This window comes from Pseudomonas sp. B21-028, from assembly GCF_024749045.1.
Classification (GTDB): domain Bacteria; phylum Pseudomonadota; class Gammaproteobacteria; order Pseudomonadales; family Pseudomonadaceae; genus Aquipseudomonas.
In genome coordinates this window covers 3,050,933-3,076,287 of record NZ_CP087184.1, presented here as the reverse complement: position 1 = coordinate 3,076,287, position 25,355 = coordinate 3,050,933, and the positions used below count along the sequence as shown (strand labels likewise).

Here is a 25,355-nt window from a genome sequence, read left to right as displayed (position 1 = left end):
AAAGGCCAGCATCTAAATAAATGCTTTAAATATTTTATCGAGTTAAGTATTTTGCATGGATCCCGGGCGCTGCATGCCCTCTTTTCCAGTGACAAAGGACCTCCCGTGAGCGGACTGCGTGAACGTCAAAAAGCCGAACGACGCCAAGCCATCAGCAAGGCGGCGATCGAACTGTTCGAGCGCCAGGGCTTCCAGAACACGACCATCGAACAGATCGCCGGCCAAGCCGGCGTGTCGGCCCCTACCGTGTTCAAGTATTTCGGCAACAAGCAGGAGATCATCCTGGAGATTCTTCACGAGGCCGACCAGCGTGCGCTCAAGGACACTCGGTTGCAGGTCCCTGAAATAGAGGATCCGGTCGAGGCGCTGTGTTACCTGGAACGGCTGCTGACGGGCTATGCGCTGGAGGTCATGCACCCCAGCCTCTGGCGCGAATTGCTGCCCTTGATTCTGTTTGGCGGCGACGGCGGATTGCCGGATGGTTATCGCGCCATGAACGACGCACTCAGGGCTGAAATCAGTGGTTTGATCAAGGAACTGCAACAGGCCGGCAAGCTGCGCGCCGACCTCGACGTCGAACTGGCCGCCTTCCTGTTGAACGATTACTCACACCTGCAGTTGTTCAGGCTGGTCAACCAGGAACAACCGGACATCGAGGCGCACTCCGCCCAGGTCAAGCGGATCACTGCGTTGCTGTTCCAGGGCATGCGTGCCTAAAAGGAAGACCTGACAGATCGCCATCGCGAGCAGGCTCGCTCCCACAGGGGATTGACGCCGGACGCGGAATGCCCGTGCACTGAAGAACCAATGTGGGAGCGAGCCTGCTCGCGATAGCGGTGGGTCAGCCACCCATGTACCGGATGACAGGCCGCCTTCGCGAGCAGGCTCGCTCCCACAGTTCGTATAGCCTGGATCAGCGATTGGTCTTGATCGCCGTCCAGGTCCGCGTGCGGATCCGCTCGATTGCCGCCGGCATGGGCTCCAGGGCGAACAGCGTCTTGCGTGCGTCGTCCGGGATGTACATCGCCGGATTGTCACGGACCTCGGGATTCACCAGCGCGGTGGCTTCCTTGTTGGGGTTGGGGTAGCCGATCTTGTTGCTGATACGGGCGATGACATCGGCCCGCATGATGTAGTTGATGAACGCATGGGCCTCCTGGACATGGGGGGCGTTGGTGGGGATCATCATCACGTCCGACCACATCGGCGCACCTTCCTTGGGCAGCGCCATTGCCACGTTGACACCCTTGCCTGCGGCATCGGCCAGCCGCTTGGCGAGCGCCACGCCGCCTGACCAGCCTACGGCGATGCAGACGTCGCCATTGGCCAGGTCCATTCCGTAGCGTGACGAATTGAAGTAGGAGATGAACGGCCGGATCTTGGCCATCACCGCCTGTGCCTGCGGGTAGTCCTCACGTTTCTGGCTGTTGGGGTTCAATCCCTTGTAATGCAAGGCGATGGGCACGATCTCGTTGGCGGCATCGAGAAAGCCGACCCCGCAACTGGTCAGTTTGGCCAGGTTTTCTTCCTTGAAGATGATGTCCCAACTGTCTATCGGCACATCGGCTCCCAGCGCCTGTCGAACCTTGTCGACGTTATAGCCGATCAGCGTGGTACCCCACAGGTACGGCGCCGCATAGCGGTTACCCGGGTCACCCACCGCTTCCAGACCTTTCATGAACTCCGGGTCCAGTTGCTGCCAGCTTGGCAGTTGGCTGCGATCCAGGGGCTGGACGGCGCCGGCGGCGATCAGGTGGCTGACGTTGGAACTGCTCGGGTACACCACGTCGTACCCGGAATTGCCGGTCAGCAGCTTGGACTCCAGGGTCTCGACACTGTCGAACACGTCATAGATCGGGCGGATCCCTGTCTCTTCCTGAAAGCTCTTGAGGATTTCCGGCGGCAGGTACTCGATCCAGTTATAGATTCGCACCGTCCGCTCCTCAGCCAGGCTTGCACCACTGGCCAGCAACGAAACGAGAGCACCCAACACCGTGTTACGCAAAGACTTGTTCATGACAAAACACTCCAGCGCGGCCGCGAAGGCTCGCGGCATCAATAGCGATAAGTGAGCGATAATTCCAGCGCGCTGAATTTCCGGTCGTTGCCAAACACCTGCTTGGCCGCGGCCATGGGCTTGACCCAGTTATAGGACAGCGAAGAAAGCAATGCCTTCGACGGCGCCCAATCCAGGAAAACGACGCTCTCGTCGGCAAAACGCCGGTCACTGACCGCCGTGCCCATGTAGTTCTTTTCATCCAGCCAGAACTGGTAGTGAATGGCCCCGAGGGTGAGGGTTTCGTTGAGGTGGGTCTTGATCGAGAACTGTTGAACGTTTTCGTTGCTGTTGAACAGCAGATAGTTGCCGACGATATCCCCTACCAGCCAGGTGCCCCAATCGACATAGCCCTTGCTGAGCGGGTCCCAGGACTTCTGGCGGTTGTCCGCCAGGTTGTCATCGCCGGAAAAGCTCGCGTAGCGATAACTCACGACCGGCGTCAGCGGCAAGGCATCGAAGGCATAGTCCGCCTGGCCATACCAGGCCTTGGCATCATACTCGACGCCTTCGCCGTTGCCGCGTTGCAACGCGTACTCGGCGTTGAGGGTCAGGGCCGGCAAGCCCGGGACCCTGGCGTTGAGCGCCCGCAGGTTGTACACCTGCATGCCGTCCCGACGCAGCGGCGTGGCGCCCCTGGGGCCGAGGGCATTGACCTTCATGGCCATGGCGCCGAGCGTCACCTGATCGTCGAGGTTGTAGTCGAGATTGGCCCCGGTCATCCGGAAGTCACCCAGGTCATCGTCGGTGCGCAGGGTGAACGCCTGGGTTCTCAACGCGCCATGATCCCAGGCCAGCACCGCCGAGTCCTTGAAGGCGCTCCGTGGTGCGAGCCAGTAGGCGCCGTCCTTGAGTTGGTCCAGGTTGCCGTCCATGACGATGAAGCCGGTGCCGATCATGTAGTTCTGGCGGCCGGCGGTGAACGTCCACTCCCCGGCCCGGAAACCACCGTAGAGCTCTTCGGTGGCCACCTCACCATCGGAACTGCGGGTGAAGCCGCCGGCATCGCCATCGCCGAAGGTTGTCGCTCCGACCAGCGAGCCGCCGGCCAGCAGGCTGAAGTCCGGCTGCAAGGCGTACTCCAGTTTGACGCCAGGTTTGACGTAGAACTCCTGCCAGTCGATTTTGTTGCCGCCATTCTTGCGGCTGCGCATGTCGACACGGCCAGCGCCGAAGTTGACGTTGCGGGTGGAAATGGCCGCAGCGCCGGCGGTGACGTTGACTTCCCCCTTGAGGTTACCGTCCTCGAAGGTGTAGCCCGCCAGCGCGGCCTGGGCGGTCAGGGGTAGCCCGACCGCCAGGAACGTTCGAGATAAACGCGTCATGGAAACCATGTGAAGCTCCTGTGTGATTTATTGTTGTTACAGGGCATTGAATGGCGGCGCAGAACGTCGCCAACACCTGGCGGTGCCAGGTGAACGGAACGCGATCTTGTAATCGGGAAGCCTGGTCAGCCGCCGAGGTGCGCCGCGATGGCGCGCAGCATTCGCACGCTGTCACCGTCGAACGGGCTGACGGCTTCGTTCAGGGACGACTGCTTGACGATCACCACGCCGGATGGCTTGTCGACGAACAGATACTGGCCATGGATGCCACCGGCCATGAGCGCCTGGCTGTGATCGTTGAAGACGTACCACTGGCTGCGGTAGGAGGCGCCCGGCGTCCAGGATTCAAAGTCGGGGGATGTGGCGTAGATCGCCGGGTCGGCGCCAGCGGCGATGCGCGCCACCGTCTCGGGCGACAGCAACTGGCGCCCTTCGTGACGGCCGTCATTGGCCAGCAGGCGACCGAAACGCGCCATGTCACGCAAGGTGGCGTTGAAACCGGCACCGGCTACGCTGCGCCCCCAGGGGTCGGCCATGAAGTAGCCGTCGCGCTCACACCCCAACTGGCTCCAGATATCTTCCAGCAGGTGATGGCAGGCCTTGCCGCTGGCGCGCTCCATGACCCAGGCCAGGGCTTCGGTGGTGGCCGTCACGTAGTGAAAGAAACCGCCGTGGTCGCCCTGCTTTCGCAGCGACGGCAGAAACTGGTACAGCGACTCGAACTGAGCATACTGCGCCGGTGCCGGTTGGAACCCGCAGGCATAACCGTACTGGGAACTCTCTGAGTCCGGGTCCTCGTACACCTCGCTGTAGTGGATACCCACGGCCATGTCGAACAACTGACGCACGGTTGCATCGGCGTAGGCACTGCCTTCGAATTCCGGCACGTAGTGGGCCGCGGGCAACGCTGGATCCAGCACACCGTCACTGACCAGCTGTTCGCCGAGGGTGCCGATCAGCGATTTGGTGACCGAGAACATGACGTGCCGGTCCTGGGGCGTCTGGCCGTTGAAGTAGCGCTCGAACAACACGGTGTCACCCTGCATGACCAGGAAGGCGTCGGTCTGGCTGGCCACCAGGTGCTCAAGCACGCTGATGCTCAAGCCGCACTCGCTGTTGAAGTGCAGCTCATCCAGCGCTTGTGGCGTCTGCTTCAGGACGCTGACCGGCCCTGCCCCGGCCTGCACATCGATAGAAGGCCGCAGGCGCGCCAGATTGCGAAAGCCCCATTGATTGAAGGGCGGACGCATCCAGTTGTGCCAGGTGACACGACGATGAGGTTCGGCAGGAAAGCCTTGCATGAACGAAGAGGTAAAGCGTGCGTCGGATGACGACTCGTGCGTCTCGACATAAAGGGTGGCCAGTGAAGGCGCGGTGTTTTGATTCATCGGGTTGCCCCTGGAAATGACTCTGCGTGACAGCAGATGCAGGGAAATAATTACCCGATGATATTTTTTAGTCAATAAAACTTTTTACAGAATAATTTTTACCTGAGAAACGCGGGCCTATCATTACCTCCGGGAATACATCGAACCTGTGGGAGCCGAGCTTGCTCGCGATGGCGGCGGCACATTCAGCATGGATGCAAGCTGACCTACCGCTATCGCGAGCAAGCTCGGCTCCCACAGGGTTATTCGGGTGTTCAGGATATTTGGGAAGGCGCGAAAATCGGGGTTCAGCGACCCGGCCCGGTACCCAGCGACTCGGCCATTCGAACCAGGTCGGCGAATGATTTGGCGTGCATTTTCTTCATTGCATGGGCGCGGTGGATTTTCACGGTGATTTCGCTCAGGTTCATCTGCCCGGCAATCTGCTTGTTCATCAGGCCCTTGACCGCAAAAGCCATCACCTCTTTCTCGCGGACGGTCAGTGTCTGGTAGTGGGCACGCAGATCGGCAGATTGTTGCCGGATTTCGCGACGCCTGATGTCTGCCTGGAGTGCGGCGGTCACGGCGTCCAGCAGATCCTGTTCGCGGAAGGGTTTGGCCAGGAAATCCACGGCGCCGGCTTTCATCGCCTTGACCGACATTTCGATGTCGCCATGGCCGGTGATGAAGATGATGGGAATAGTCGAATCCGACTCCGCCAACCAGCGCTGGAAGTCCAGGCCACTGCTTCCCTGAAGTCGCACATCGAGAACCAGGCAACTGGCGCAATCCGTCTTCGGTTGCTGGAGAAACTCCGCGGTGGACGCAAACGTCTCGACGCGGATCCCGACCGAACGCAGCAGATTGCTCAAGGCATCGCGAATGGAGGCATCGTCATCCACCACGAACACCATGGAGTCCTTGCTGCCCGGCTCATGGGACGAGAGACTACCGTTCATGCACGATCCTCTTTGGGTGGACGAAAAAAATTCTAGCACAGACCACTAGGCCACCAAGCGGGGCTCCAGTGCCGAAATCAAAGCGAACAGATCCTGGGGACGACGGAAGCAGGCGTCGACCTGGGCACTGTAACTGTTCCCGCTGACACACCAGCTGCAGAAATGCTCGCAATTATTGAAGAGTAAACGGTACTGAGCTTCACCCAATCGCGAGCGCGCCCGATCAGCGATTTCCTCGCTGGAATATTTGCAGGGTTCCTGAAGCATCCAGACCGGCTTGCCGTTGGCAAAATGCTCAAGATCGGTCACTTCGATGGGCCCCGCCCGGAGCGAACCGCTGAACCCCGAGTAGTGGGCAACGTCTGCCCCGCCCAGATAAATACCGTGATGCAGGTAGAATCGGCGCAGGCTAATCAGGTGTGCGCCTATGGGCAGGTGGGTCGCAGGCTGTTCGATATCGACCGGACGCAATGAAACATCCATCAGGCGCGCCGGACCTGGATGGCAGTGGCGTGGTTCGGCGGGCCCGTGACGCTCGGCTATCGGCATGCTCAAGCGGTAGAAAGCGCTTGTCGTGATGAGCGCCATGCAAATCAGCGCTATTGAACGAAGGGATGACAGTTTCTCTGCTGTTCTGGCGGTCAAGTTGTTCACGACACATTCTCCGCAGTCCTTGATGAGGAATGTATCGCCAGGGTTATCGCGTTTCATTTGTACGTGGGTTGGTTCGGGTGACCGATTGATATACGACCCCTAAACCTAAGTATTAAACCGGCGCCCTCAAGGGGGCGCGATGGGCAGCGTGAATTGGACGGTGGCACCGCGCGGCGGGTTGGCGACAGCGCTCAGGCAACCGCCATGGGCCTCGATGATGGAGCGACAGATCGACAGCCCCAACCCCAGCCCGGTGGGCTTGGTGGTGTAGAACGAGGTGAACACCAGGTCGGTGCTCTGCGAGGCGAACCCCGGGCCCGTATCGCTCACACTGACGAGCACGCAATCCGCCTCGTCCCGCGTCGCGCAGATCACCAACCGCCGCTCGTCTGCACTGACGCTGCCCATGGCCTCCAAGGCATTCATGATCAGGTTGAGCAGCACTTGCTGCAGCTCCACGCGGTCGCCTTCAATCAAGGGCAAGCCGTCCATGAGTTGCGTCTGTATCGAGGAACCGCTCTTGATGATCTGGCCACGGGTAAACTCGATCATCTCCTCGATGGCCGCGTTGATGTCCACCAGGCCCTTTTGTGGCGGCGCCTTGCGGATATGCCCACGGATCCGGCCCAGCACGTCCGCCGCCCGATTGGCATCGAGGATGAGGCGTTCCAGTACTGGCCGGACCTCGTCGATATCCGGTGGTTGGGCGTTCAACCAGCGTAACGCCGCATTGGCGTTGAGGATGGAGGCGGCGATCGGTTGATTGACTTCGTGGGCGATCGAAGCCACCAGTTGCCCCATGGTCGCCACGCGGTTGGCATGGGCCAGTTCGGTTTGCACCTCGCGATAGCGGCGTTCGCTTTCACGGATTTTTTCTTCCGCCTGCCTGCGCTCGGTCAGGTCCAGTACAAAGGCAACCCCCTCATTGCTACCCGCTTCGAACAGGGCCAGGCCGACAATGACCGGCAAGCGACTGCCATCCTTCCTGAAATATTCCTTCTCGTAGGGTCGGGCGTGTCCGGTCAACAACGCCTGTGCCAGCGAGCGGTCGCTGAGTTCACGAAACTCCGGCACGGTCAGGTCTCTCCAGCGCAGGCCAGAGGCAAGGTCTTCCCGCTGGTAACCCAACATGCGCAGGAACGCATCGTTGGCCTCGATGATATGCCCGTCGGCATGCCAGACGAGAATTCCGATGATGTTGGCATCCACCAGGCGGCGGATCTTGGCTTCGCGCTCGGCGACCTCGCGATACAGGCGAGCATTTTCCAGGGAAACCGCGGCCTGTGAGGCCACCAGCTTCAACACGGCGATCCGGCCAGGACTGAACACCTGGGGTGCCAGGTTGTTTTCCAGATAGAGCGCGCCGACGAGCTTGGCCTGGTTGGTCAGCGGCAAGCACAGGATCGAACGGGCCTGCTGCTGGCGGATATAGGGATCCGTGGCGAACGGCGCTTCGACCAGGGCATCGCCCAGCACCACACTCTCGCGGGTGCGCAGCACATGATAAAGAACCGACTCCGGCAACAGCGCCGCGCTCACTGGCGCATTTCGCAGTTGAGTCGTGGTGTCGCCGGCCGTCACTTGCGCAGCGATCCGGTGCTCACCGTCCTGCAACAGAACCAGCAACCCGCGTTCGGCACCAGCTTGCTCAATTGCGGTGCCCATAATCATGTCGATCAGTTTTTCCAGGACGATTTCGCCCGCCACGGCCTGGGAGACCTTGAGCACCGTGGCCAGGTCAAGGTGCTCGACCGGCGTCGCCATCGTGGTGGTCGGACCGGGCGCAGGCTCGTCGGCCCTGAGTGAGGGGTACTTGTCCTCAAGCTGCCGCACCTTGCCCTCGGCGCCCCAACGCAGATAACCGTAGCGGGCATCCTGCAAATAGACACGGGCGATCTTGCCGAACCCGCGCGCCCGATAGAAGCGCGAGGCAAGTTCATTGGCAAGCGCTTCAACATGGACAAAACCGCTGGCCTGGGCAGTTTGCAGGGCTTGCTCGAAGAGCATCTCGGCGTCGATCACCCGCCCCTCGACCCGGGCGATCTCGGCACCGACCAGGGCGGCGCGGCTGGCAAAGTTTTCCGGGCATTGCCGGGCCCAGACTTCGAGCCATTGGTGGTCGGCCTTCATGGCAATCAAGTGCCGCGCCTGCTCGTCCACCGGGACGCTGTCGTAGCGGGCAGCCCGGGCCAACGCACCGTAGAAGTGATATTCGGCCTCCTCGCAGAACGCCTGGCAAACCCAGAGCAACTGGTGGGCCTTGGCGGCCGCCTCAACGGCTGCCTCGGCATCGTCGGCCAGGTAGCGCGCCTGTAGTTTGCGGACCCAATACAGACACTCGGCCAACACCAGATCCGGGTTACCGGACAAGTGGGCTTCGGTGACAGACTCGATTAACTCACCGTCGTCCAGGCGACCGAAGTTCGGGGTCTCGCCACGGAGCATTCGGATCAGCGTCAGTTGCGTGACGATGAAGTCGGTCACCAATCCGAACCCCACCTTCCTTGCATACGCCAGGCCCCGTTCGGACTCGCCTTGTACGTCATGCAGCGGCTCGCCGGCGAACAACAGATCGGCGACGAGGTTGTTGCCGGCATAGGCACCGTAGGGCAGATCGCCGATCCGGTTCGCCGCTGTGAAGGAGCGGCGCAGCAGGTCGCGACACTCCCCTACCGGTCTCATCCAGCGCACGGCAAAACACGAGAAGCACAGATAGGTGCTGGCCTCGAAGCGCGTCAGGCCCCGTCGTTCGACAAGTGCGCAACCGAGCTGGCCGAATCGGAACCCCATTTGGTGGTCACCGAAACGCCGGCCGGCGACCCGGAAGAAATTCGCGTAGAGCACACAGGATGCGTCGCAGTTGCCCCGCTCCAGGCTCAGGTTGACCGCTTTGCAGATCAACAGATCCGCCAGGTTGCCATCGCTCTGCAAGGCTGGCGCGAAGAGTTTGCCCAACGCGTCGAGGGTCATGAGGGACGTCGGATCGTCCATGAGCGGCAAATCGATCAGTTCCTCGATGGCCCGCTCGCCGAGCAACGAGCCGATGCGCTCGTACTCCTCGCGGACCTGGGCGTCGCTTGGATGAGCCGACCATTCGATGCCCACATGCCGCAAGTAGGCCAGGCAGACCGCAACCGCGCCGTCACTGCGGTCCAGCAGCAGGTAGACATCCATCAGCAGGCAGGCAACGCTGGCCCGCTCGATCACCGTCGTGGCGCGATCCGCCAGAGTGGTCAGGCATGCGTCCGCCACTTCCAGTTGTCCGGTCAGCAGCTCGCACTCGGCCCGACTCAACGCCAGAGCGAACACCAGCCCATGCCGACGGGTCCAGCATTCCTCGTCCAGCAACTGCATCCCGGTACCGAAGTAATTAAGCGCCGAAGCATAGGCTGTCGAGGCCTTGGCCCGCTGACCGGCGATCAGGTTGAATTGCGCTAGTTGCTCGCGCTCGTCCTGATCAGTGATCAGCGCGGCACCGCGGTTGAGCTGGCCGACAATTTCAAAAATCGCCTCGTCCCGCTCTTGTTCGGGCGTCTGTGCGGCAAGCAGGCGTCCGATGCGCAGGTGGGCCTCGGCACGTGAGTCCTCGGCAATCAGCGAATAGGCCGCTTCATGGATACGGTCATGAACAAACCGATAGGCGCCGTCCAATCGTTCGACCAGTTCCTGGCGAATCGCCTCCCACAGCACGACTCTGAGTTGCGTCTCGGGAACGCCCAAGGCAGTCGAAAGCATCTTGAGGCCGGCAACGTTACCCAGGCACGCCAGTTGCTGCAGAGCCAGCTGCGTGTCTTCCGGCAGACGAACCAGTTTGCCGACCATCAGGTCCACGATGTTGTCGGTATAGCCCTTGGCATGAATGCGATCCGGGTCCCACCACCATTGCCGCGCCTCGTGGTCGTAGGTCAGCAGATGTTCCTCGGCGAGCGCGTGCAGGAACTGGATGACGAAGAACGGATTGCCGGCGGTTTTATCCAGCACCAACTGCGCCAGGGGCTCGATACGCGAGGGTTCGTCCTGCAGCGCCTCGGTGATCAATTGTTCGATATGCGTCTTGGCCAGTGGCGTCAGGGTGATTTCACTGACTTTGCCTCCGGCGTTGCGGATGGCCTGGAGCTTGGCGGTCAGCGGGTGCAGGACATCCACTTCGTTGCTGCGGTAGGCACCGATGAGCATCAGGTGTCGCACATCGGAGCTGGTCAGCAAGTCCTCCAACAGGTCGAGGGTCGCCGCGTCGAGCCATTGCAAATCATCGAGAAACAGCGCAAGCGGATGGTCTTCGCGGGCGAATACGCCGATAAAGCGCCGGAACACCAGCAGGAAGCGACGTTGCTCCTGTTGCGGATCAAGGGACGTGACCGCTGGCGGCTCGCCGATGATCAGCTTGAGCTCGGGGATCAGGTCGGTCATCAGCCGCGCGTTGGCGTCCAGTGCCTCCTGCAAGGCTTCCCGCCACGTCGCCAGCTCTGCCTCACTCTTGCCCAGCAGTGTGCGCACCAGGCTCTGGAATGCCTGCACCAGGGTCGAGTAGGGAATATCGCGCCGGTACTGATCGAACTTGCCGCTGGCGAAGAGTCCTCGCGGCGGTACCAGCGCCTTGTGCAACTCATTGACCACCGAAGATTTGCCAATGCCGGAGTAACCGGTGACCAGCACCAACTCCGGCGAGCTGCTTTGGACGATCCGGGAGAATGCGGCGACCAGGGTGTCGACCTCTTGCTCACGGCCATAGAGTTTTTCCGGTATCAGCAGCCGATCCGACGCGCCGTGTTCGCCCAGCGCAAAGGCATCGATGCGGCCCTGTTGCTGCCAGTCCGCCAGGCACCGCCGCAGGTCATGCTCGACACTGGCAGCGGTCTGGTAACGCTCCTCGGCGGTCTTGGCGAGCAGCTTCATGACAATGAGGGACAGCATCTCGGGAACGGTGGCGACCCGCTCGCTGGGTGGCAGGGTCTTCCTGGCGATATGGCAGTGCACCCACTCGATGGGGTCGGACGCGGTGAACGGCAACGAGCCGGTCAGCATCTGGTAAAGGGTGACGCCGAAGGAATAGAGGTCGCTGCGCGAATCGATCGAGCGATTCATCCGACCGGTCTGCTCAGGCGCCATGTACGCGAGCGTGCCGGCCAGGGTCTCGGGCGCCTGTCGCTCCCGTGGCAAGCGCGAGGCAAGGCCGAAACCCGTGAGCCGGGCCTGGCCGTCGGTGCAGTTCACCAGGATGTGGCTGGGCTTGATGTCTTTATGGATGAGACCCTGCTGATGCAGCTTGCCCAGTGCCACGGCAATGCCCACGGCAAGCCGCAGGAACGTGGCGGTATCCATGGGTGCGATCAGCAGCTGCATGAGCGGCACGCCGCCCGGGTCCTCGAGCACCAGAGACATCTGGGCACCTTCGCGCAGCATCTCCAGCGGGCGCACCGACCAGGCGCTCTCCAGCTCGTCCTTCAGGCCAAACTCATGAGCGAGACGGCCCAGGCAGCCCGGGCGAGGTTGCTCGCCCGCAGGCCGGGCAACCAGTACGGAACAGGTGCCGTCCACGCCCGAACGCAGCTGCCGACAGAAGATTCGCTCACCATCGTCCCATAATATTTGCATGCTGTTTTCCATCGGCACGGGAACAATAAATCGTCGGTCATCCAGGGCTGTTGCAAGACGCCGTCGGGAACGGAACGAGTCGTGTCACCGGCCTGTAGATTAGCGTCCCGCGAAAGCCCTTCACAGCTATTTCCGTTGAGCTAGCTGGGCCCTTGCATCGGGCAGAACGAAACGACCCTTTGGTCTTAACCGGTTATACGTAGGTATACTTCTGCGCCTTGCGAGACCGCGTATCGTGTCACTCAAGACAGGCGCTGTCACGAGCGACCCTTATGGAAGACACCCAGATACGCAACACGCAAACCATTGCAGTCGTCGATGATGACGAATCCGTTCGGGCCGCCCTCAAAAGCTTGTTGCGCTCCAGCGGCTATGCCGTCCGCACCTACTGCAGCGCCGTGGACTTTCTCGACAACGCCGGCCCCGCCGGGACGAACTGCCTGGTGTCCGATATCCAGATGCCGGGCATGAGTGGCGTGGAACTGCACGAGCGACTCGGCGCGCTGGGTTTCAGGATACCCACCATTTTAATCACCGCCTACCCCGGGAAAGTGTCCCACCTGGGCGCCAACACCCCCGGGCTGGTTGCCTGCCTGCCAAAACCTTGCGAAGCCGACCGGCTGCTGGAGTGTATCGAAACCGCCCTCAGCCAACAGCACTGAGCAACCCCTCTCATACCTTTGTATAGTCCGCCGCCACCGACGTATGGTTTTTTTGAACCGATGTAGAAGTGTGCCCGCACCCTGTCATCAATAGCATGGACTCACGGCGGGCGACGCGCCCGTGAGTCTTGCGGGAACTGGCTATGTCGACATTTTTCGAGTCACCCCAACGCATCCTGGGACGGTTCAGCCCTGGTCTTATCGCCATAGGGGCATTGTTTCTGACGGGCTGCATGGTCGGTCCCGACTTCATGAAACCCGGGAACGATCTCGACGCCCTGCAACTGACGCCCCGCCCCGAGCATGCCAGCGCCATGCCCCTGTCCGGTGCCGCGGTTCCGTCCCAATGGTGGCTGCTGTTCAACGACGCCACCCTCGCCCGGCTGCAATCACGTGCCCAGGCAGGCAACCTCGATCTGCAGATGGCCTCCGAGCGCATCGAACAGAGCCGGGCACAATTGGGCATCACCTCATCGCAGTTACAACCCAATGTGGGCGCCTATGCCAGTTACACCCGCGAGGCGCTTAGCGAGAACGGCAAGTTCGCCGCACTCGGCGCTCCCACCGACGCCACCAATTTCTGGCAGCTTGGCTTCGACGCCAGCTGGGAAATCGATCTATGGGGCCGGGCCCGACGGGCTCGTGAAGGCGCTGCCGCGTCCCTCGAAGCCACCGTGTATGACCGCGAAGCCGCCCGGGTGGCCTTGTCCGCCGAAGTGGCCCGAACCTATCTGCAATTACGTGGAACCCAGGCGCAACTGGACATCGCCCGGCAAAACCTCGCCGTCGCCGAGCGGACCCTGGGCCTGGCTGAAAGCCGCGAACGCAATGGCGTCGCCACCCACTTCGAAACCGCGACCGCTCGCGCGCAACTGGCGACGATCAAGGCCCTGCTGCCCGAACTGAGCCAGCGGCGCAATGCGCAGATGAACGCATTGGCATTGCTGCTGGGCGAGCAACCCCGCGCGCTCGATGCCCAGTTGGGCCCGGCGATGCCCTTGCCTTCGCTGCCCACGCGGATACCGGTCGGCGTCTCTTCCGAGCTGGCCCGCCGGCGTCCCGACATCCTGCGTGCCGAAGCACGGCTGCATGCCGCGACTGCTGCCATCGGCGTTGCCAAGGCCGATTTCTACCCACGGATCGGCCTCAAGGGACGTCTCGGCGTGGAAGCCTTCGACAGCGGCGACCTCAGCAGTTGGGATTCACGCACCTTCTCCATCGGCCCGACGGTTTACCTGCCGATCTTCCAGGGTGGCCGACTGACCCAGCGCCTGGAGCTGAATGAGTCACGGCAGAAGAGCGCCGCCCTTGCCTACCGCAAAACGGTGCTGCGGGCCTGGCATGAAGTCGACAACGCCCTGGATGCCTGGGCCGCCCAACAGCGCCAGCACGACGAACTGCAAATGGCCTTCGAGCAGAACCAGCAGGCACTGCATGCGGCTGAGCGCGGTTACCAGCAAGGTGCCGCCGACTACCTGAGCGTGCTGACCGCACAACTCAACGTACTCGCCAGCCAGACCCGCCTCAACGCCAGCACGACCGGTGCCACGCTCACCGTGGTCAATCTCTACAAAGCCCTGGGCGGCGGCTGGGATCCGGAAGGTCGGCAATGAACGTCGCTGCCGTGGCGCCGATCGCCGCAGCGACTGGCGCAGCGCCCCTGACCCAATCCTCCGTCCGCCCGTTGGTCGGCCTAGTCGGCATCTTCCTCGCGGCCATGATGGCCGGGTTGAACACCCGGGTCGGCGCCTTGGCGCTGGCGGATATCAGGGGTGCGCTGGGCCTGGGCTTCGACGACGGCTCCTGGCTGACCACGGCCTACAGCGCCGGAGAACTCATCGCCATGCCTTTTTCGGCCTGGTTCGCCTTGACCTTGTCGCTGCGGCGCTTCGAATTGTGGATGCTCGCTGCTTGCACCCTGCTAGCCTTGCTGCTGCCGTTCATTCACAACCTGGAGCTGTTGCTGGCCCTGCGTTTTGCCCAGGGCATCGCCAGCGGCACGACGATTCCCTTGCTGATGATGGCGGCCCTGAAATTCTTGCCGCCGGCCATACGCCTGTACGGCTTGGCGCTGTATGCGATGACCGCGACCTTCGCGCCCAACCTGTCCATCTGGCTGGCCGGAAGCTGGACGGATGGGCTGCACGACTGGCGCTGGGTATATTGGCAAATCATTCCCCTGGCCCTCATCGCCGCCGGCTTGATCGCCTGGGGGCTGCCTCGGGAGCCGGTCCAGACCCCGCGTTTTCGTCAGGCCAACTGGTTCGGCATGGCGTGCGGCGTACCGGCGTTGGGCCTGATCACCGTCGCGCTGGACCAGGGCGTGCGGCTGGACTGGTTTCAGTCGCCGCTGATTACTACATCCCTGGTGATGGGCCTGACCTTGATGGCGGTGTACTTGTTGACGGAGTGGTATCACCCCTCGCCGTTCATCAAGTTGCAGATCCTCGGGCGCCGCAACCTGGGCCTGGGCTGCATTCTGTTTCTTTCATTGCTGGTGGTGCTGCTGTCCAGTTCACTGTTACCGGCCAGCTATCTCGGCCCGCTGCAACATTATCGTCCACTGCAAATGGCATCGATCGGGTTGATCGTCGCGCTGCCGCAATTGGTGCTGGGGCCTGTCGTGGCGCTGTTGCTGTACCGCAAGTGGGTCGATGCACGCATCGTGTTCGCCTCGGGTTTGTTGCTGATCGCCCTGGCGTGCCTGTGCGGCGCGCAACTGACAGCCGACTGGAACCGCGATCAGTTCGTCCTGGCGCAAACGCTGCAGTCTTTCGGACAACCAATGGCCGTGGTGTCGATGCTGTTCCTGATCACCAGCGTGGTGCAGCCCCCGAAGGCCCTTACGTGTCCGGCACCATCAACACGTTGCGGGCCTTTGGTTCGCTGTTCGGCGCGGCGCTCATCGGCCAGCTCATGACCGTGCGCGGCCGCTTCCATGGGGACATGCTGCTGGATCAAGCAGCCTTGGCCGGCAACGCCCTTGTCGTGCCTGAGCCGTCAGCACTGATGGGCATCGTCAGCCAGCAGTCACTGGTGCTGTCCATCGCCGATGCCTATCGCGTGCTGGGCGTGCTGGCACTGCTGATGATTCCGCTGGTGCTGCGGCTGGCCTACATCCCGGCGCCTGTCTTGACGCCTTCTCCTTCCTCACACGGGTAACTCATCATGGCCTTACCGAAGAAAGCCCGGATCAGCGCAGCGCTGCTGCTCACCGTGGCCATCGGCAGCGTGTTCTATCTCAATCGCTCCGAATCCAGCGCCTCGACCCAATCGACGGACGATGCCTATGTCCACGCCGACTTCACCACGGTGGCACCGCAGGTATCGGGCACGATTGAAACGGCGTTGGTCGAAGACAACCAGCCGGTCAAGAAAGGGGATCTGCTGGCGGTCATCGACGACCGGGATTTCGTCGCCACCGTGAACGTGGCGAAGGCCCAGGTCGCCAGCGCCCAGGCCGGCATCGCCAACCTGGAAGCACGGCTGATCCAGCAGCAGACCGTCATACGCCAGGCCAAGGCCACGGTCGCCGCGGACGGTGCCGCGCTCAAGCTGGCCAAGGTCAACCATGCCCGCTATCGCAACCTGGCCGCCGACGGTTCCGGCACCGTGCAAGCCCAGCAACAGGCAGAGGCGCAGTTGAGCGTGCAACAGGCCGGCCTGGAAAAAAGCCAGGCGGGTCTGCAGGCGGCCCGGCAGCAGGTGGACATCCTCAAGGCCGACCTGGAACAGGCCAGGGCCACCCTCGCCCACGCCCAAGCCGCGCAGGCCATCGCCGAACTGAAGTTGTCCTATACCCGCATCACCGCGCCGATCAATGGCACGATCGGGGAAAAATCCGTGCGCGTCGGCGCGTTCGTCAATGCCGGCAAACCCTTGCTCGCAATTGTCCCGCTCGATGCCGTCTACATCACCGCCAACTTCCGGGAAACGCAACTGGCCCGCGTGCAAACCGGCCAGATCGTGGACATCGAAGTGGATGCCCTGCCCGGCGAAACCCTGACAGGCACCGTACAAAGCCTGGGGCCCGCCAGCGGCGTCAGCTACTCCGCCATAGCCCCCCACAACGCCACCGGCAACTTCACCAAGATCGTCCAACGCCTGCCCGTGCGCATCCGCATTGACCCCGACCAACCGGCGGCAGCGAAACTGCGGGTGGGGATGTCGGTTACCCCGCACATTCGTATCCGTGGATGATCAGTGACGGCGATGTCGAACACACTGCCCTCATCGCGAGCAGGCTCGCTCCCACAGGGTCCGGCGCCTGGCATCAATACCGCATACACCGCCGATCCACTGTGGGCGCGAGCCTGCTCGCGATGGCGGTAGTTCAGCTTGCGGCGATGTTGGCTGTGCCGCCGCGTTCGCGAGCAAGCCCGCTCCCACACTATCAACGCCAGCTCAAGCCAGCAGCTCGGCAATCCACCGGATCTGCCGGACAAGATCCTGTACCACTTCCTCCGGCACGGCCTGCCGCGCCTGGGCGAAGCTCGCCAGGGTCTTCTGCTTCTGGCGCAACCGGCGCTGCCACTTACCCAGGAATGCCGGGCTGCGCGCCCGCATCAGCAGCGGACCGAAGTACAGCTCTTCGGCGCTGTAAGTCACCGGCCCGGTGCGCTCGGCAACGATGATTTCATAGTCGAAGCGGTTTTCCCGCAGCACTTCCTCGCCGAGAATGCGGTAGCCATTTTCCATCAGCCACAGGCGCAATGGTTGTTCGCCGCCATTGGGTTGCAGGATCAGGCGCTCCCGGCCGCTCAGGCGCGACGGGTCGCGCTCGAGGATGTCGCGGATCGTCTCGCCGCCCATGCCACAGAAGCTGACCGCCGTGATCCCGTCGCCCGGCTCGATTGCCGCCAGGCCGTCAGCCAGGCGCACGGTGATCCACGGCTCCAGGCCATGTTCGCGCACGGTCCGCTCGGCCGAACGAAACGGCGTCATCGCCACCTCCCCGGCCACCGCCGCGACAATGACGCCACGGCGCATCAATGCCACCGGCAAATAACCGTGATCCGAGCCGATATCGGCCAGGCGCGCCCCCACCGGCACCTGCGCCGCCACCCGTTCCAGACGCATGGACAATGTCTGTTCGTTCAACCGCAACCCCTCTTACCCCAAACGTCCGACAGCGTTGGCCGGATCGGGCTGCGATTCTGGCGAGCAACGCCGTACATTTCAAATGTACGCGACCAGGACCGTGTCTTTTGACAAGAACGACCTCCGCACCTATAACCGGTCCTGGCCTACCGGCAAGCCAGTAAACGAAATGAGCAGTCACCATGAATGACCGTCAAGCAATCATCAAATACTTGATCACAGCAGTGGTGAAGGCCCGTAAATCCGACGAAATCGTCTATCAGTCGGAGTGGCTCGGCTACATTCCATTCGGGGTATTCCACTGGGTCGAATGCCAGGGCGAAGACGTGTCCAGCGACTTTCCGTTTGGATGGTCGCTCGAAGACCTGGCGGGTCTGGAGCAGATGGGGTTTCTGGAAATGCTTGAAGCTTATGAGAACCCCGAGGACTCGTTTGATCGGGAGATCAGGTATCGCGTTTGTGGCTGAGCAATGGTCATAAGCAGCAGGCCGTGCCCGTCGAAAATCTCACCTTTACAGTACGCTTGCCAGGATGGCATTCACTGTCTTGTAATGCCGGTCGGTTGGACAGCAGCCAGCACCGGTTCTTGTGGCGAGGGGATTTATCCCCGTTGGGCTGCATAGCGGCCCTAGGTGGCCTGTGTGGCCAATTCGTATACTCGAATTAACCGTGCAGGCCACTAGATCCTGATACCTCGGCGTATCAGGCAGATTACGTGTTGAATAGCTGGGGCCGCTACGCAGCCCAACGGGGATAAATCCCCTCGCCACAAGCGCTTTATGCAGCTGTTATTTATCTTATTGACTGGTATTGGGCCAAGACCATGCTCATCGAACCCTTCTCCATCGACATCCCCGAGCACGCCCTGGAAGACCTGCGCCATCGCTTGCGCAATACGCGGCTGCCCGAGCCCTTGCTCGATCAAGGCTGGAGCGAAGGCATGGACATGGGCGTGCTGCGCGATCTGCTTGCGTACTGGTCGACTGGGTTCGATTGGCGTGCGCAGGAGGCTGGGCTCAATCGCTTGCCGCAGTTTGTCGCCACCATCGGCGGGCAGCGGGTTCACTTTGTTCATCAGCGTGGCGTCGGGCCGGATCCGATGCCTCTCGTCCTGACCCATGGCTGGCCCGGCTCGTTCATCGAGATGCAGCGCATCATCCCGCTGCTGACGGATCCGGCCAGTCATGGGGGCGACCCGGCGGATGCGTTCCATGTGGTGGTGCCGTCGTTGCCCGGCTACACCTTCTCCGCGCCGTTCATGCAAGCGGGCATGGGCCCCCATGAGATTGCCGGATTGTGGCAGACGTTGATGGGTGGGCTGGGTTATGAGCGCTTTGGTGCCCAAGGCGGGGACATTGGCGCGGGGGTCTCGACCTGGCTGGGCGTGCGGTTTCCCGAGCAGGTGGCAGGGATTCACCTCAACTACATTCCGGGTTCCTACCGCCCTCCCCTGGGCGAAACCGAGCCACCGCAGACCACGGAAGAAACGCTTTTCCTACAGAGCGCCGCTGCATTTGCCGATGCCGAAGGTGCCTACGCCCATTTGCAGCGCACCAAACCCCAGAGCCTGGCCGTGGGCTTGAACGACTCACCTGCCGGATTGCTGGCCTGGATGGGGGAAAAGCTGTTGGCCTGGTGTGATACCGACCCGGCCATCGACCGTGACTGGCTGCTGACCAATGTGACGCTCTACTGGCTGACGAACTGTATCGGTTCGTCGTTTCGTCAGTACGTGGAAGGCAGCAAGCGTCCCTTGCAGTTCGACAGCGGGGAACGGGTGAAGCCTGCGGTTGGGGTCGCGCTGTTTCCCAAGGAACTGCCCATGCCGCCAAGAAGCTGGGTGGAGCGGTGTTGTACGGTAGAACGCTGGACCACGATGCCACGCGGTGGTCATTTTGCGGCACTGGAGCAGCCGGAGTTGCTCGCCGCGGATATCCGGGCGTTCTTTCGGGCCTTGCGCTAGTGGTGATGCCTCTGTGGGGGAGGAGGATTTCTGGCCACGCCTCAGTCCTTGGTCGGCCCAGGTGGGCGCAGACTACATGCTCACCGAGCGCCTGATGCTCAACGCGCAGATGCGCTATATAGACATCGAGACCGATGCCTACGTGAGCAATACAACGCTTGGGGTCAGGTCCAAGGTGAATGTCGAGGTGGACCCTTTCGTGTACATGGTCGGGCTGGGTTACAAGTTCTGAACACAGCAGCCCCCTGTGCCAGGGATTCGATGCACAGCCCCGACCGGGACTGTGCATCGAACCTGTCCGCTAAGACTCCGTCAACGCCGCCTGCACCAGAGGGTGCAGCCCATCGTCAGGGTTCTCCACCCGCCACTTCATCAGTTGCTTGCGCATGACCGGCGTCCAGAAACTCTGGATATGCTGGCGCACGCCATTCACTGCCAGCGTCTTGTCCGGCTCGCTGGAGAAGTACTGGCCAATCTGGTTGGCCATCTTGATCAGGCTTTCGGTACTCATCGACGTACCTCGGCTTTCTCGGCTTGGCGGCGTTCGCGCAGCAGGCGCCCCTGTTCATCGCTGAAGGCCTGGTAGCGCTTCTGCCATTCCGAAGGTTGGCTGACCCGCACGATTTCCACCGCCGTCACCTTGTATTCCGGGCAGTTGGTGGCCCAGTCGGAGTTGTCGGTGGTGATCACGTTGGCACCCGATTCCGGGAAGTGGAAGGTGGTGTAGACCACCCCTGGCGCCACTCGCTCGGAGACCTTGGCGCGCAGCACAGTCTGCCCGGCGCGACTGCCGATGCCGACCCAGTCGCCCTCGACGATACCGCGGTTCTCGGCGTCGGTCGGATGGATCTCCAACCGGTCTTCCTCGTGCCAGGCAACGTTTTCGGTGCGTCGGGTCTGAGCGCCCACGTTGTATTGGCTGAGAATACGCCCGGTGGTCAGTAGCAACGGATAGCGACCGTTGACCTTTTCATCGGTCGGCACGTAGCCGGTGAGCATGAACCGGCCCTTGCCGCGCACGAATTCCTCGATGTGCATGATCGGCGTACCGTCCGGCGCGTCATCGTTGCACGGCCATTGCAGGCTGCCATGGCGATCCAGTTCGGCGTAGCTGACCCGGGTGAAAGTCGGCGTCAGACGGGCGATCTCATCCATGATTTCGGAAGGATTCTTGTAGTCCATCTTGTAGCCCAGGGCTTCGGACAGGGCTATGGTTGCTTCCCAGTCGGCCTTGCCGGCCAGGGGCTCCATCACCTTGCGGACCCGGGAAATGCGGCGCTCGGCGTTGGTGAACGTACCGTCCTTCTCGAGGAATGAACTGCCCGGCAGGAATACGTGGGCGAACTTGGCCGTCTCATTGAGGAAGATGTCCTGGACCACCACGCATTCCAGGGCGCTCAGGGCCGCGGTCACGTGTTGGGTGTTCGGGTCGCTCTGGGCGATGTCCTCGCCTTGGCAATAAAGTGCCTTGAAGGAGCCATCCAGCGCCGCCTCGAACATGTTCGGAATGCGCAGCCCCGGATCGGGTTGCAAGGTCACGTTCCAGGCCTGTTCGAACTCGGCGCGTACCGCATCGTTGGAGACGTGGCGATAACCAGGCAGCTCGTGAGGGAATGAACCCATGTCGCAGGAACCCTGCACGTTGTTCTGTCCGCGCAACGGGTTCACGCCGACGCCTTCGCGACCGATGTTACCGGTGACCATGGCAAGGTTGGCGATGCCCATCACCGACGTACTGCCCTGGCTGTGCTCGGTAACGCCGAGGCCGTAGTAGATGGCCGCGTTGCCGCCGGTGGCGTAGAGTCGCGCGGCGGCGCGGATCTGCTCGGCAGGCACGCCGCACACCGGGCCCAGGAGCTCGGGCGCGTTCTCCGGCAGGCTGACGAAGTCACGCCAGCGGGCAAAGTCCGCGACCTCGCAGCGCTCGTCGACGAAAGGCTGGTTGACCAGCCCTTCGGTGACGATCACATGGGCCAGCGCATTGAGCATCGCCACGTTGGTGCCCGGGCGAAGTTGCAGGTGCAGGTCGGCGCGGGCATGGGGCGAATCCACCAGGTCGATGCGCCGCGGGTCGATGACGATCAGCCGCGCACCCTGGCGCAGACGACGCTTGAGCTGCGAACCGAATACCGGGTGGGCATCGGTCGGGTTGGCGCCCATCACCAGGATCACGTCGGCCAGCATCACCGAGTCGAAAGTCTGGGTGCCGGCGGATTCGCCGAGTGTCTGCTTGAGGCCATAGCCGGTCGGCGAATGGCAGACCCGGGCGCAGGTGTCGACGTTGTTGTTGCCGAAGGCGGCACGCACCAGCTTCTGCACCAGGTAGGTTTCTTCGTTGGTGCAGCGGCTGGACGTGATGCCGCCGATGGAGTCGCGTCCATATTTCAACTGGATGCGACGGAACTCACTGGCCGCGTAATTGACGGCTTCGTCCCAGCTGACTTCCTGCCACGGATCGTTGATGTGCTTGCGGATCATCGGCTTGGTGATGCGATCCGGGTGGGTGGCGTAGCCCCAGGCGAAACGACCCTTGACGCAGGAATGGCCATGGTTGGCCTGGCCGTTCTTGTCCGGGACCATGCGCACCAGTTGGTCGCCTTTCATTTCAGCGCGGAAGGAGCATCCGACACCACAGTAGGCGCAGGTGGTGATGACGCTGCGCTCCGGCTGGCCGATTTCCACCACGCTTTTCTCCATCAGCGTGGCCGTCGGGCAGGCCTGCACACAGGCGCCGCAGGAGACGCATTCGGAGTCGAGGAAGTTGTCACCGCCAGCGGCCGCCACGCGCGAATCGAAGCCGCGTCCGGTGATGGTCAGTGCGAAGGTGCCCTGGGTTTCCTCGCAGGCACGCACGCAACGGTTGCAGACGATGCACTTGCTCGGGTCGTAATCGAAGTAAGGGTTGGAAACGTCCTTCGTTTCGGCCAGGTGGTTGTCACCCTCGTAGCCATAGCGCACTTCACGCAGGCCGACCTGCCCCGCCACCGTCTGCAATTCGCAGTTGCCGTTGGCCGAGCACGTCAGGCAGTCCAGCGGGTGGTCGGAGATGTACAGTTCCATCACGTTACGCCGCAGGCCGGCGAGTCGGGAGGTCTGGGTGCGTACCACCATGCCTTCGGTGACCGGCGTGGTGCACGAGGCCGGATAGCCGCGCATGCCGTCGATCTCCACCAGGCACATGCGGCAGGAGCCGAACGGCTCCAGGCTGTCGGTGGCGCAGAGTTTGGGGATGGTGGTGCCGAGCAATGCCGCGGCGCGCATCACCGAGGTCCCGGAGGGAACGGTGATTTCGCGGCCGTCGATGCTCAGGCTGACCTGCACCTCGCTTTCGCGTTCCGGGGTGCCCAGGTCGATATCGCTGGCGGGATCGAAAATGTTGATCATTGGTCGGCCTCCGTGGTCGCCAGACCGAAGTCGGCAGGGAAATGCTTGAGGGCGCTGGCGACAGGATAGGAAGTCATCCCACCCAAGGCACAGAGCGAACCGTATTGCAGGGTGTCGCAGAGATCCTGGAGCAACAGGACCTGCTCCTGACGGGCACCGGCATCGGTGCTGGCGAGCAGTCGGTCCACCACTTCCACCCCACGGGTGGAGCCGATCCGGCACGGCGTGCATTTGCCGCAGGATTCTTCGGCGCAGAACTGCAGCGCGAAACGGGCCATGTGGGCCATGTCCAGGCTGTCATCGGCCACTACCACACCGCCGTGGCCGAGCATCGCGCCCATGGCGGCAAACGCCTCGTAGTCCAGCGGCGTGTCGAATTGCGAAGGTGGCACCCAGGCGCCCAGCGGGCCACCCACCTGGGCGGCCTTCAACGGCCGGCCGCTGGCGGTACCACCACCATATTCTTCCACCAGCTCCCGCAGGGTCAGGCCGAAGGCGCGTTCCACCAGGCCGCCATGACGGATGTTGCCGGCCAGTTGGAACGGCATCGTCCCCAGGGAACGGCCCATGCCGAAGTCACGGTAGAACTGTGCACCTTTCTCCAGGATCACCGGTACCGAGGTCAGGGTCAGCACGTTGTGGACCAGGGTCGGCAACCCGAACAGACCTTGCAGCGCAGGCAACGGTGGCTTGGCGCGAACCGTGCCACGCTTGCCTTCGAGGGATTCCAGCAGGGCGGTTTCTTCACCACAGATGTAGGCACCGGCGCCCACCCGGACTTCCAGCTCGAAAGCGCGGCCACTGCCCGCCACGTCGGCGCCCAGATAGCCGGCCTCGCGGGCGATGCCCAGGGCGTCGTTCAACGTCGCGACAGCGTCCGGGTATTCCGAGCGCACATAGATGTAGCCCATGGTGGCGCCCACGGCGATACCGGCGATGATCATGCCTTCGATCAGCAGGAAAGGATCGCCTTCCATCAGCATGCGGTCGGCGAATGTGCCCGAGTCGCCTTCGTCGGCGTTGCACACCACGTATTTTTGCGTACCCGGTGCATCGCGCACGGTGCGCCACTTAATGCCCGCCGGGAACGCCGCGCCGCCCCGGCCACGCAGGCCCGAGTCGAGCACGCTGGCAACCACTTGCGCGCCATCCTGTTGGATTGCGCGAGCCAGGCCCTGGAAGCCGCCATGAGCGCGGTAGTCATCCAGGGACAGCGGCCGGGTGATACCGGCGCGAGCGAACAGCAGGCGCTGTTGGCTCTTGAGATAGGGGATGTCCTCCACCGGCCCCAGGGCCAGCGGATGGTTGGCGGGATCGCTTGCCAGGGCGTCGAGCAAGCCAGGCACGTCCGCCGGAGTGACGGGGCCGAAGCCCAGCCGGCCGCTGGCGGTTTCCAGCTCCAGCAGCGGTTCCAGCCAATAGAGGCCACGGGAACTGGTGCGTTGCACCTCCAGCGGCAACTGCCGCCGCTCGGCCTCGCGCATCAGCGCAACGGCCACCGTATCCGCGCCGACGGCACGGGCTACCGAATCGCGGGGAATGCAGAGCTTCAGCATGTGCCTTCCTCCAGGCAGCCATTGACCAACTCGCGCAGGCGCTCAGGCGTCAGCCGCGCGTGCAACTGGCCGTCCAGCTCCAGGGCTGGCGAGCAGACGCAGGCGCCCAGGCAGTAGACCGGCCGCAGGCTGATGCTGCCATCGGCGCTGGTGCCGTGATCGTCAAGCGACAACTGTTCGCGCAATTGGGCAGCCAGATGTTCGGCCCCCATGCTCTGGCACGACTCCGCCCGGCAAAGACGCAAGGTATGACGCGCGGGCGGCGTGGTACGGAAATCGTGGTAAAAACTGATCACCCCGCGCACTTCAGCCTGGCTGAGGTTGAGGGCATGGGCGATCTCCGGGACGGCCGCGTCGGGAACGTACCCGCAGCCTTCCTGGATGGCATGAAGAATCGGCAGCAAGGCACCGGGGGTGTCCTTTTCGCGCTCCAATACACGTTGAATCAGAGGCAGGTGAAGCGTCTCATCGGGCATAAACTTACCTCGGCGTCTCGAACGACACTGCTGAGGGCAGTCGTCCGGAGTCTTGGCTGCGGCGTCCGGCCACGTCACGGAAGCGTGGTTATCCGGTCGCCCTCCTCGCTCTCCGGTCAGGCATCTTGGTGCACCTGATCCGGGGCATCGTTACAGCTTGCCACTCCCGGGAACTGGCAATTGCACATGGACGACAAAACGCGTTCTGAAAGCGACTCAAGGTGAAAGTCACCCGCGTTCCACGGGAACTTGTCTTAT

Annotated in this window: 17 protein-coding genes and 2 pseudogenes; 8 read left to right on the top strand and 11 right to left on the bottom strand. The window is 62.5% G+C overall.

Features of this window, described 5'->3' with window-relative positions:
* Window positions 1-105: 105 nt before the first annotated feature.
* Window positions 106-717, top strand: a complete 612-nt coding sequence (locus tag LOY35_RS13405; protein WP_047703285.1) for a TetR/AcrR family transcriptional regulator — start codon at window positions 106-108, stop codon at window positions 715-717.
* 196 nt (window positions 718-913) lie between these two features.
* Here the strand turns inward: LOY35_RS13405 and LOY35_RS13400 are convergent, their stop codons facing one another.
* From LOY35_RS13400 to LOY35_RS13375, 6 genes are all read right to left on the bottom strand, one after another.
* On the bottom strand, window positions 914-2,017 hold the full coding sequence (locus LOY35_RS13400; protein WP_258633182.1) for a polyamine ABC transporter substrate-binding protein: 1,104 nt from the start codon (window positions 2,015-2,017) through the stop codon (window positions 914-916).
* 38 nt (window positions 2,018-2,055) lie between these two features.
* Window positions 2,056-3,390, bottom strand: a complete 1,335-nt coding sequence (locus LOY35_RS13395) for an alginate export family protein (RefSeq protein WP_258633179.1) — start codon at window positions 3,388-3,390, stop codon at window positions 2,056-2,058.
* A 116-nt stretch (window positions 3,391-3,506) separates the two neighbouring features.
* On the bottom strand, window positions 3,507-4,769 hold the full coding sequence (locus LOY35_RS13390) for a serine hydrolase (protein ID WP_258633176.1): 1,263 nt from the start codon (window positions 4,767-4,769) through the stop codon (window positions 3,507-3,509).
* 287 nt (window positions 4,770-5,056) lie between these two features.
* A complete protein-coding gene (locus LOY35_RS13385) occupies window positions 5,057-5,707 on the bottom strand; it encodes a response regulator transcription factor (RefSeq protein WP_258633173.1) in 651 nt (216 codons plus the stop codon).
* Window positions 5,708-5,752: 45 nt separating this feature from the next.
* Window positions 5,753-6,361 carry a lecithin retinol acyltransferase family protein gene (locus tag LOY35_RS13380; RefSeq protein ID WP_258633170.1) on the bottom strand — a complete coding sequence of 203 codons (609 nt, stop codon included), beginning with the start codon at window positions 6,359-6,361 and terminating at the stop codon, window positions 5,753-5,755.
* 126 nt (window positions 6,362-6,487) lie between these two features.
* Complete coding sequence (locus LOY35_RS13375) at window positions 6,488-11,956, bottom strand: trifunctional serine/threonine-protein kinase/ATP-binding protein/sensor histidine kinase (protein ID WP_258633167.1); 5,469 nt, start codon at window positions 11,954-11,956, stop codon at window positions 6,488-6,490.
* Between the two features lie 272 nt (window positions 11,957-12,228).
* Between LOY35_RS13375 and LOY35_RS13370 the strand changes: the two genes are divergently transcribed.
* From LOY35_RS13370 to LOY35_RS13350, 4 genes and pseudogenes are all read left to right on the top strand, one after another.
* Complete coding sequence (locus LOY35_RS13370; RefSeq protein WP_258633165.1) at window positions 12,229-12,618, top strand: response regulator transcription factor; 390 nt, start codon at window positions 12,229-12,231, stop codon at window positions 12,616-12,618.
* A gap of 143 nt (window positions 12,619-12,761) precedes the next feature.
* A complete protein-coding gene (locus tag LOY35_RS13365) occupies window positions 12,762-14,231 on the top strand; it encodes an efflux transporter outer membrane subunit (RefSeq protein ID WP_258633163.1) in 1,470 nt (489 codons plus the stop codon).
* Between the two features lie 71 nt (window positions 14,232-14,302).
* Window positions 14,303-15,780: pseudogene (locus tag LOY35_RS13360) on the top strand (MFS transporter).
* Between the two features lie 6 nt (window positions 15,781-15,786).
* Entirely contained in the window at window positions 15,787-16,818 is a 1,032-nt protein-coding gene (locus LOY35_RS13350; protein ID WP_258633157.1) for an HlyD family secretion protein, read from the top strand.
* 204 nt (window positions 16,819-17,022) lie between these two features.
* Here LOY35_RS13350 and LOY35_RS13345 read toward each other — a convergent pair whose 3' ends face one another.
* Window positions 17,023-17,718: a tRNA (adenine(22)-N(1))-methyltransferase TrmK gene (locus tag LOY35_RS13345; protein WP_258633155.1), complete on the bottom strand. Its 696-nt coding sequence runs from the start codon at window positions 17,716-17,718 to the stop codon at window positions 17,023-17,025.
* 182 nt (window positions 17,719-17,900) lie between these two features.
* Here LOY35_RS13345 and LOY35_RS13340 point away from each other — a divergent pair, with 182 nt between their 5' ends.
* The 3 genes and pseudogenes from LOY35_RS13340 to LOY35_RS13330 form a co-directional block, all read left to right on the top strand.
* A complete protein-coding gene (locus LOY35_RS13340; RefSeq protein WP_258633153.1) occupies window positions 17,901-18,185 on the top strand; it encodes a hypothetical protein in 285 nt (94 codons plus the stop codon).
* A 356-nt stretch (window positions 18,186-18,541) separates the two neighbouring features.
* Complete coding sequence (locus LOY35_RS13335) at window positions 18,542-19,681, top strand: epoxide hydrolase family protein (RefSeq protein WP_258633151.1); 1,140 nt, start codon at window positions 18,542-18,544, stop codon at window positions 19,679-19,681.
* Between the two features lie 58 nt (window positions 19,682-19,739).
* Window positions 19,740-19,913 (top strand): annotated as a pseudogene (locus LOY35_RS13330) (OmpW family outer membrane protein); the annotation flags it as partial.
* Between the two features lie 69 nt (window positions 19,914-19,982).
* On the opposite strand, the gene LOY35_RS13325 reads toward LOY35_RS13330, so the two are convergent.
* Genes LOY35_RS13325 through LOY35_RS13310 form a run of 4 tightly spaced genes read right to left on the bottom strand, consistent with a single transcriptional unit; the run spans window position 19,983 to window position 25,097 of the window.
* Entirely contained in the window at window positions 19,983-20,192 is a 210-nt protein-coding gene (locus LOY35_RS13325; protein WP_258633150.1) for a formate dehydrogenase subunit delta, read from the bottom strand.
* On the bottom strand, window positions 20,189-23,065 hold the full coding sequence (fdhF, locus tag LOY35_RS13320; protein WP_258633148.1) for a formate dehydrogenase subunit alpha: 2,877 nt from the start codon (window positions 23,063-23,065) through the stop codon (window positions 20,189-20,191). The genes LOY35_RS13325 and fdhF overlap by 4 nt, the downstream gene beginning before the upstream one ends.
* On the bottom strand, window positions 23,062-24,621 hold the full coding sequence (locus LOY35_RS13315; protein WP_258633145.1) for an NADH-quinone oxidoreductase subunit NuoF: 1,560 nt from the start codon (window positions 24,619-24,621) through the stop codon (window positions 23,062-23,064). The genes fdhF and LOY35_RS13315 overlap by 4 nt, the downstream gene beginning before the upstream one ends.
* Complete coding sequence (locus LOY35_RS13310; protein WP_047703302.1) at window positions 24,615-25,097, bottom strand: formate dehydrogenase subunit gamma; 483 nt, start codon at window positions 25,095-25,097, stop codon at window positions 24,615-24,617. Before LOY35_RS13310 ends, LOY35_RS13315 begins: the two co-directional genes overlap by 7 nt.
* Window positions 25,098-25,355 lie beyond the last annotated feature (258 nt).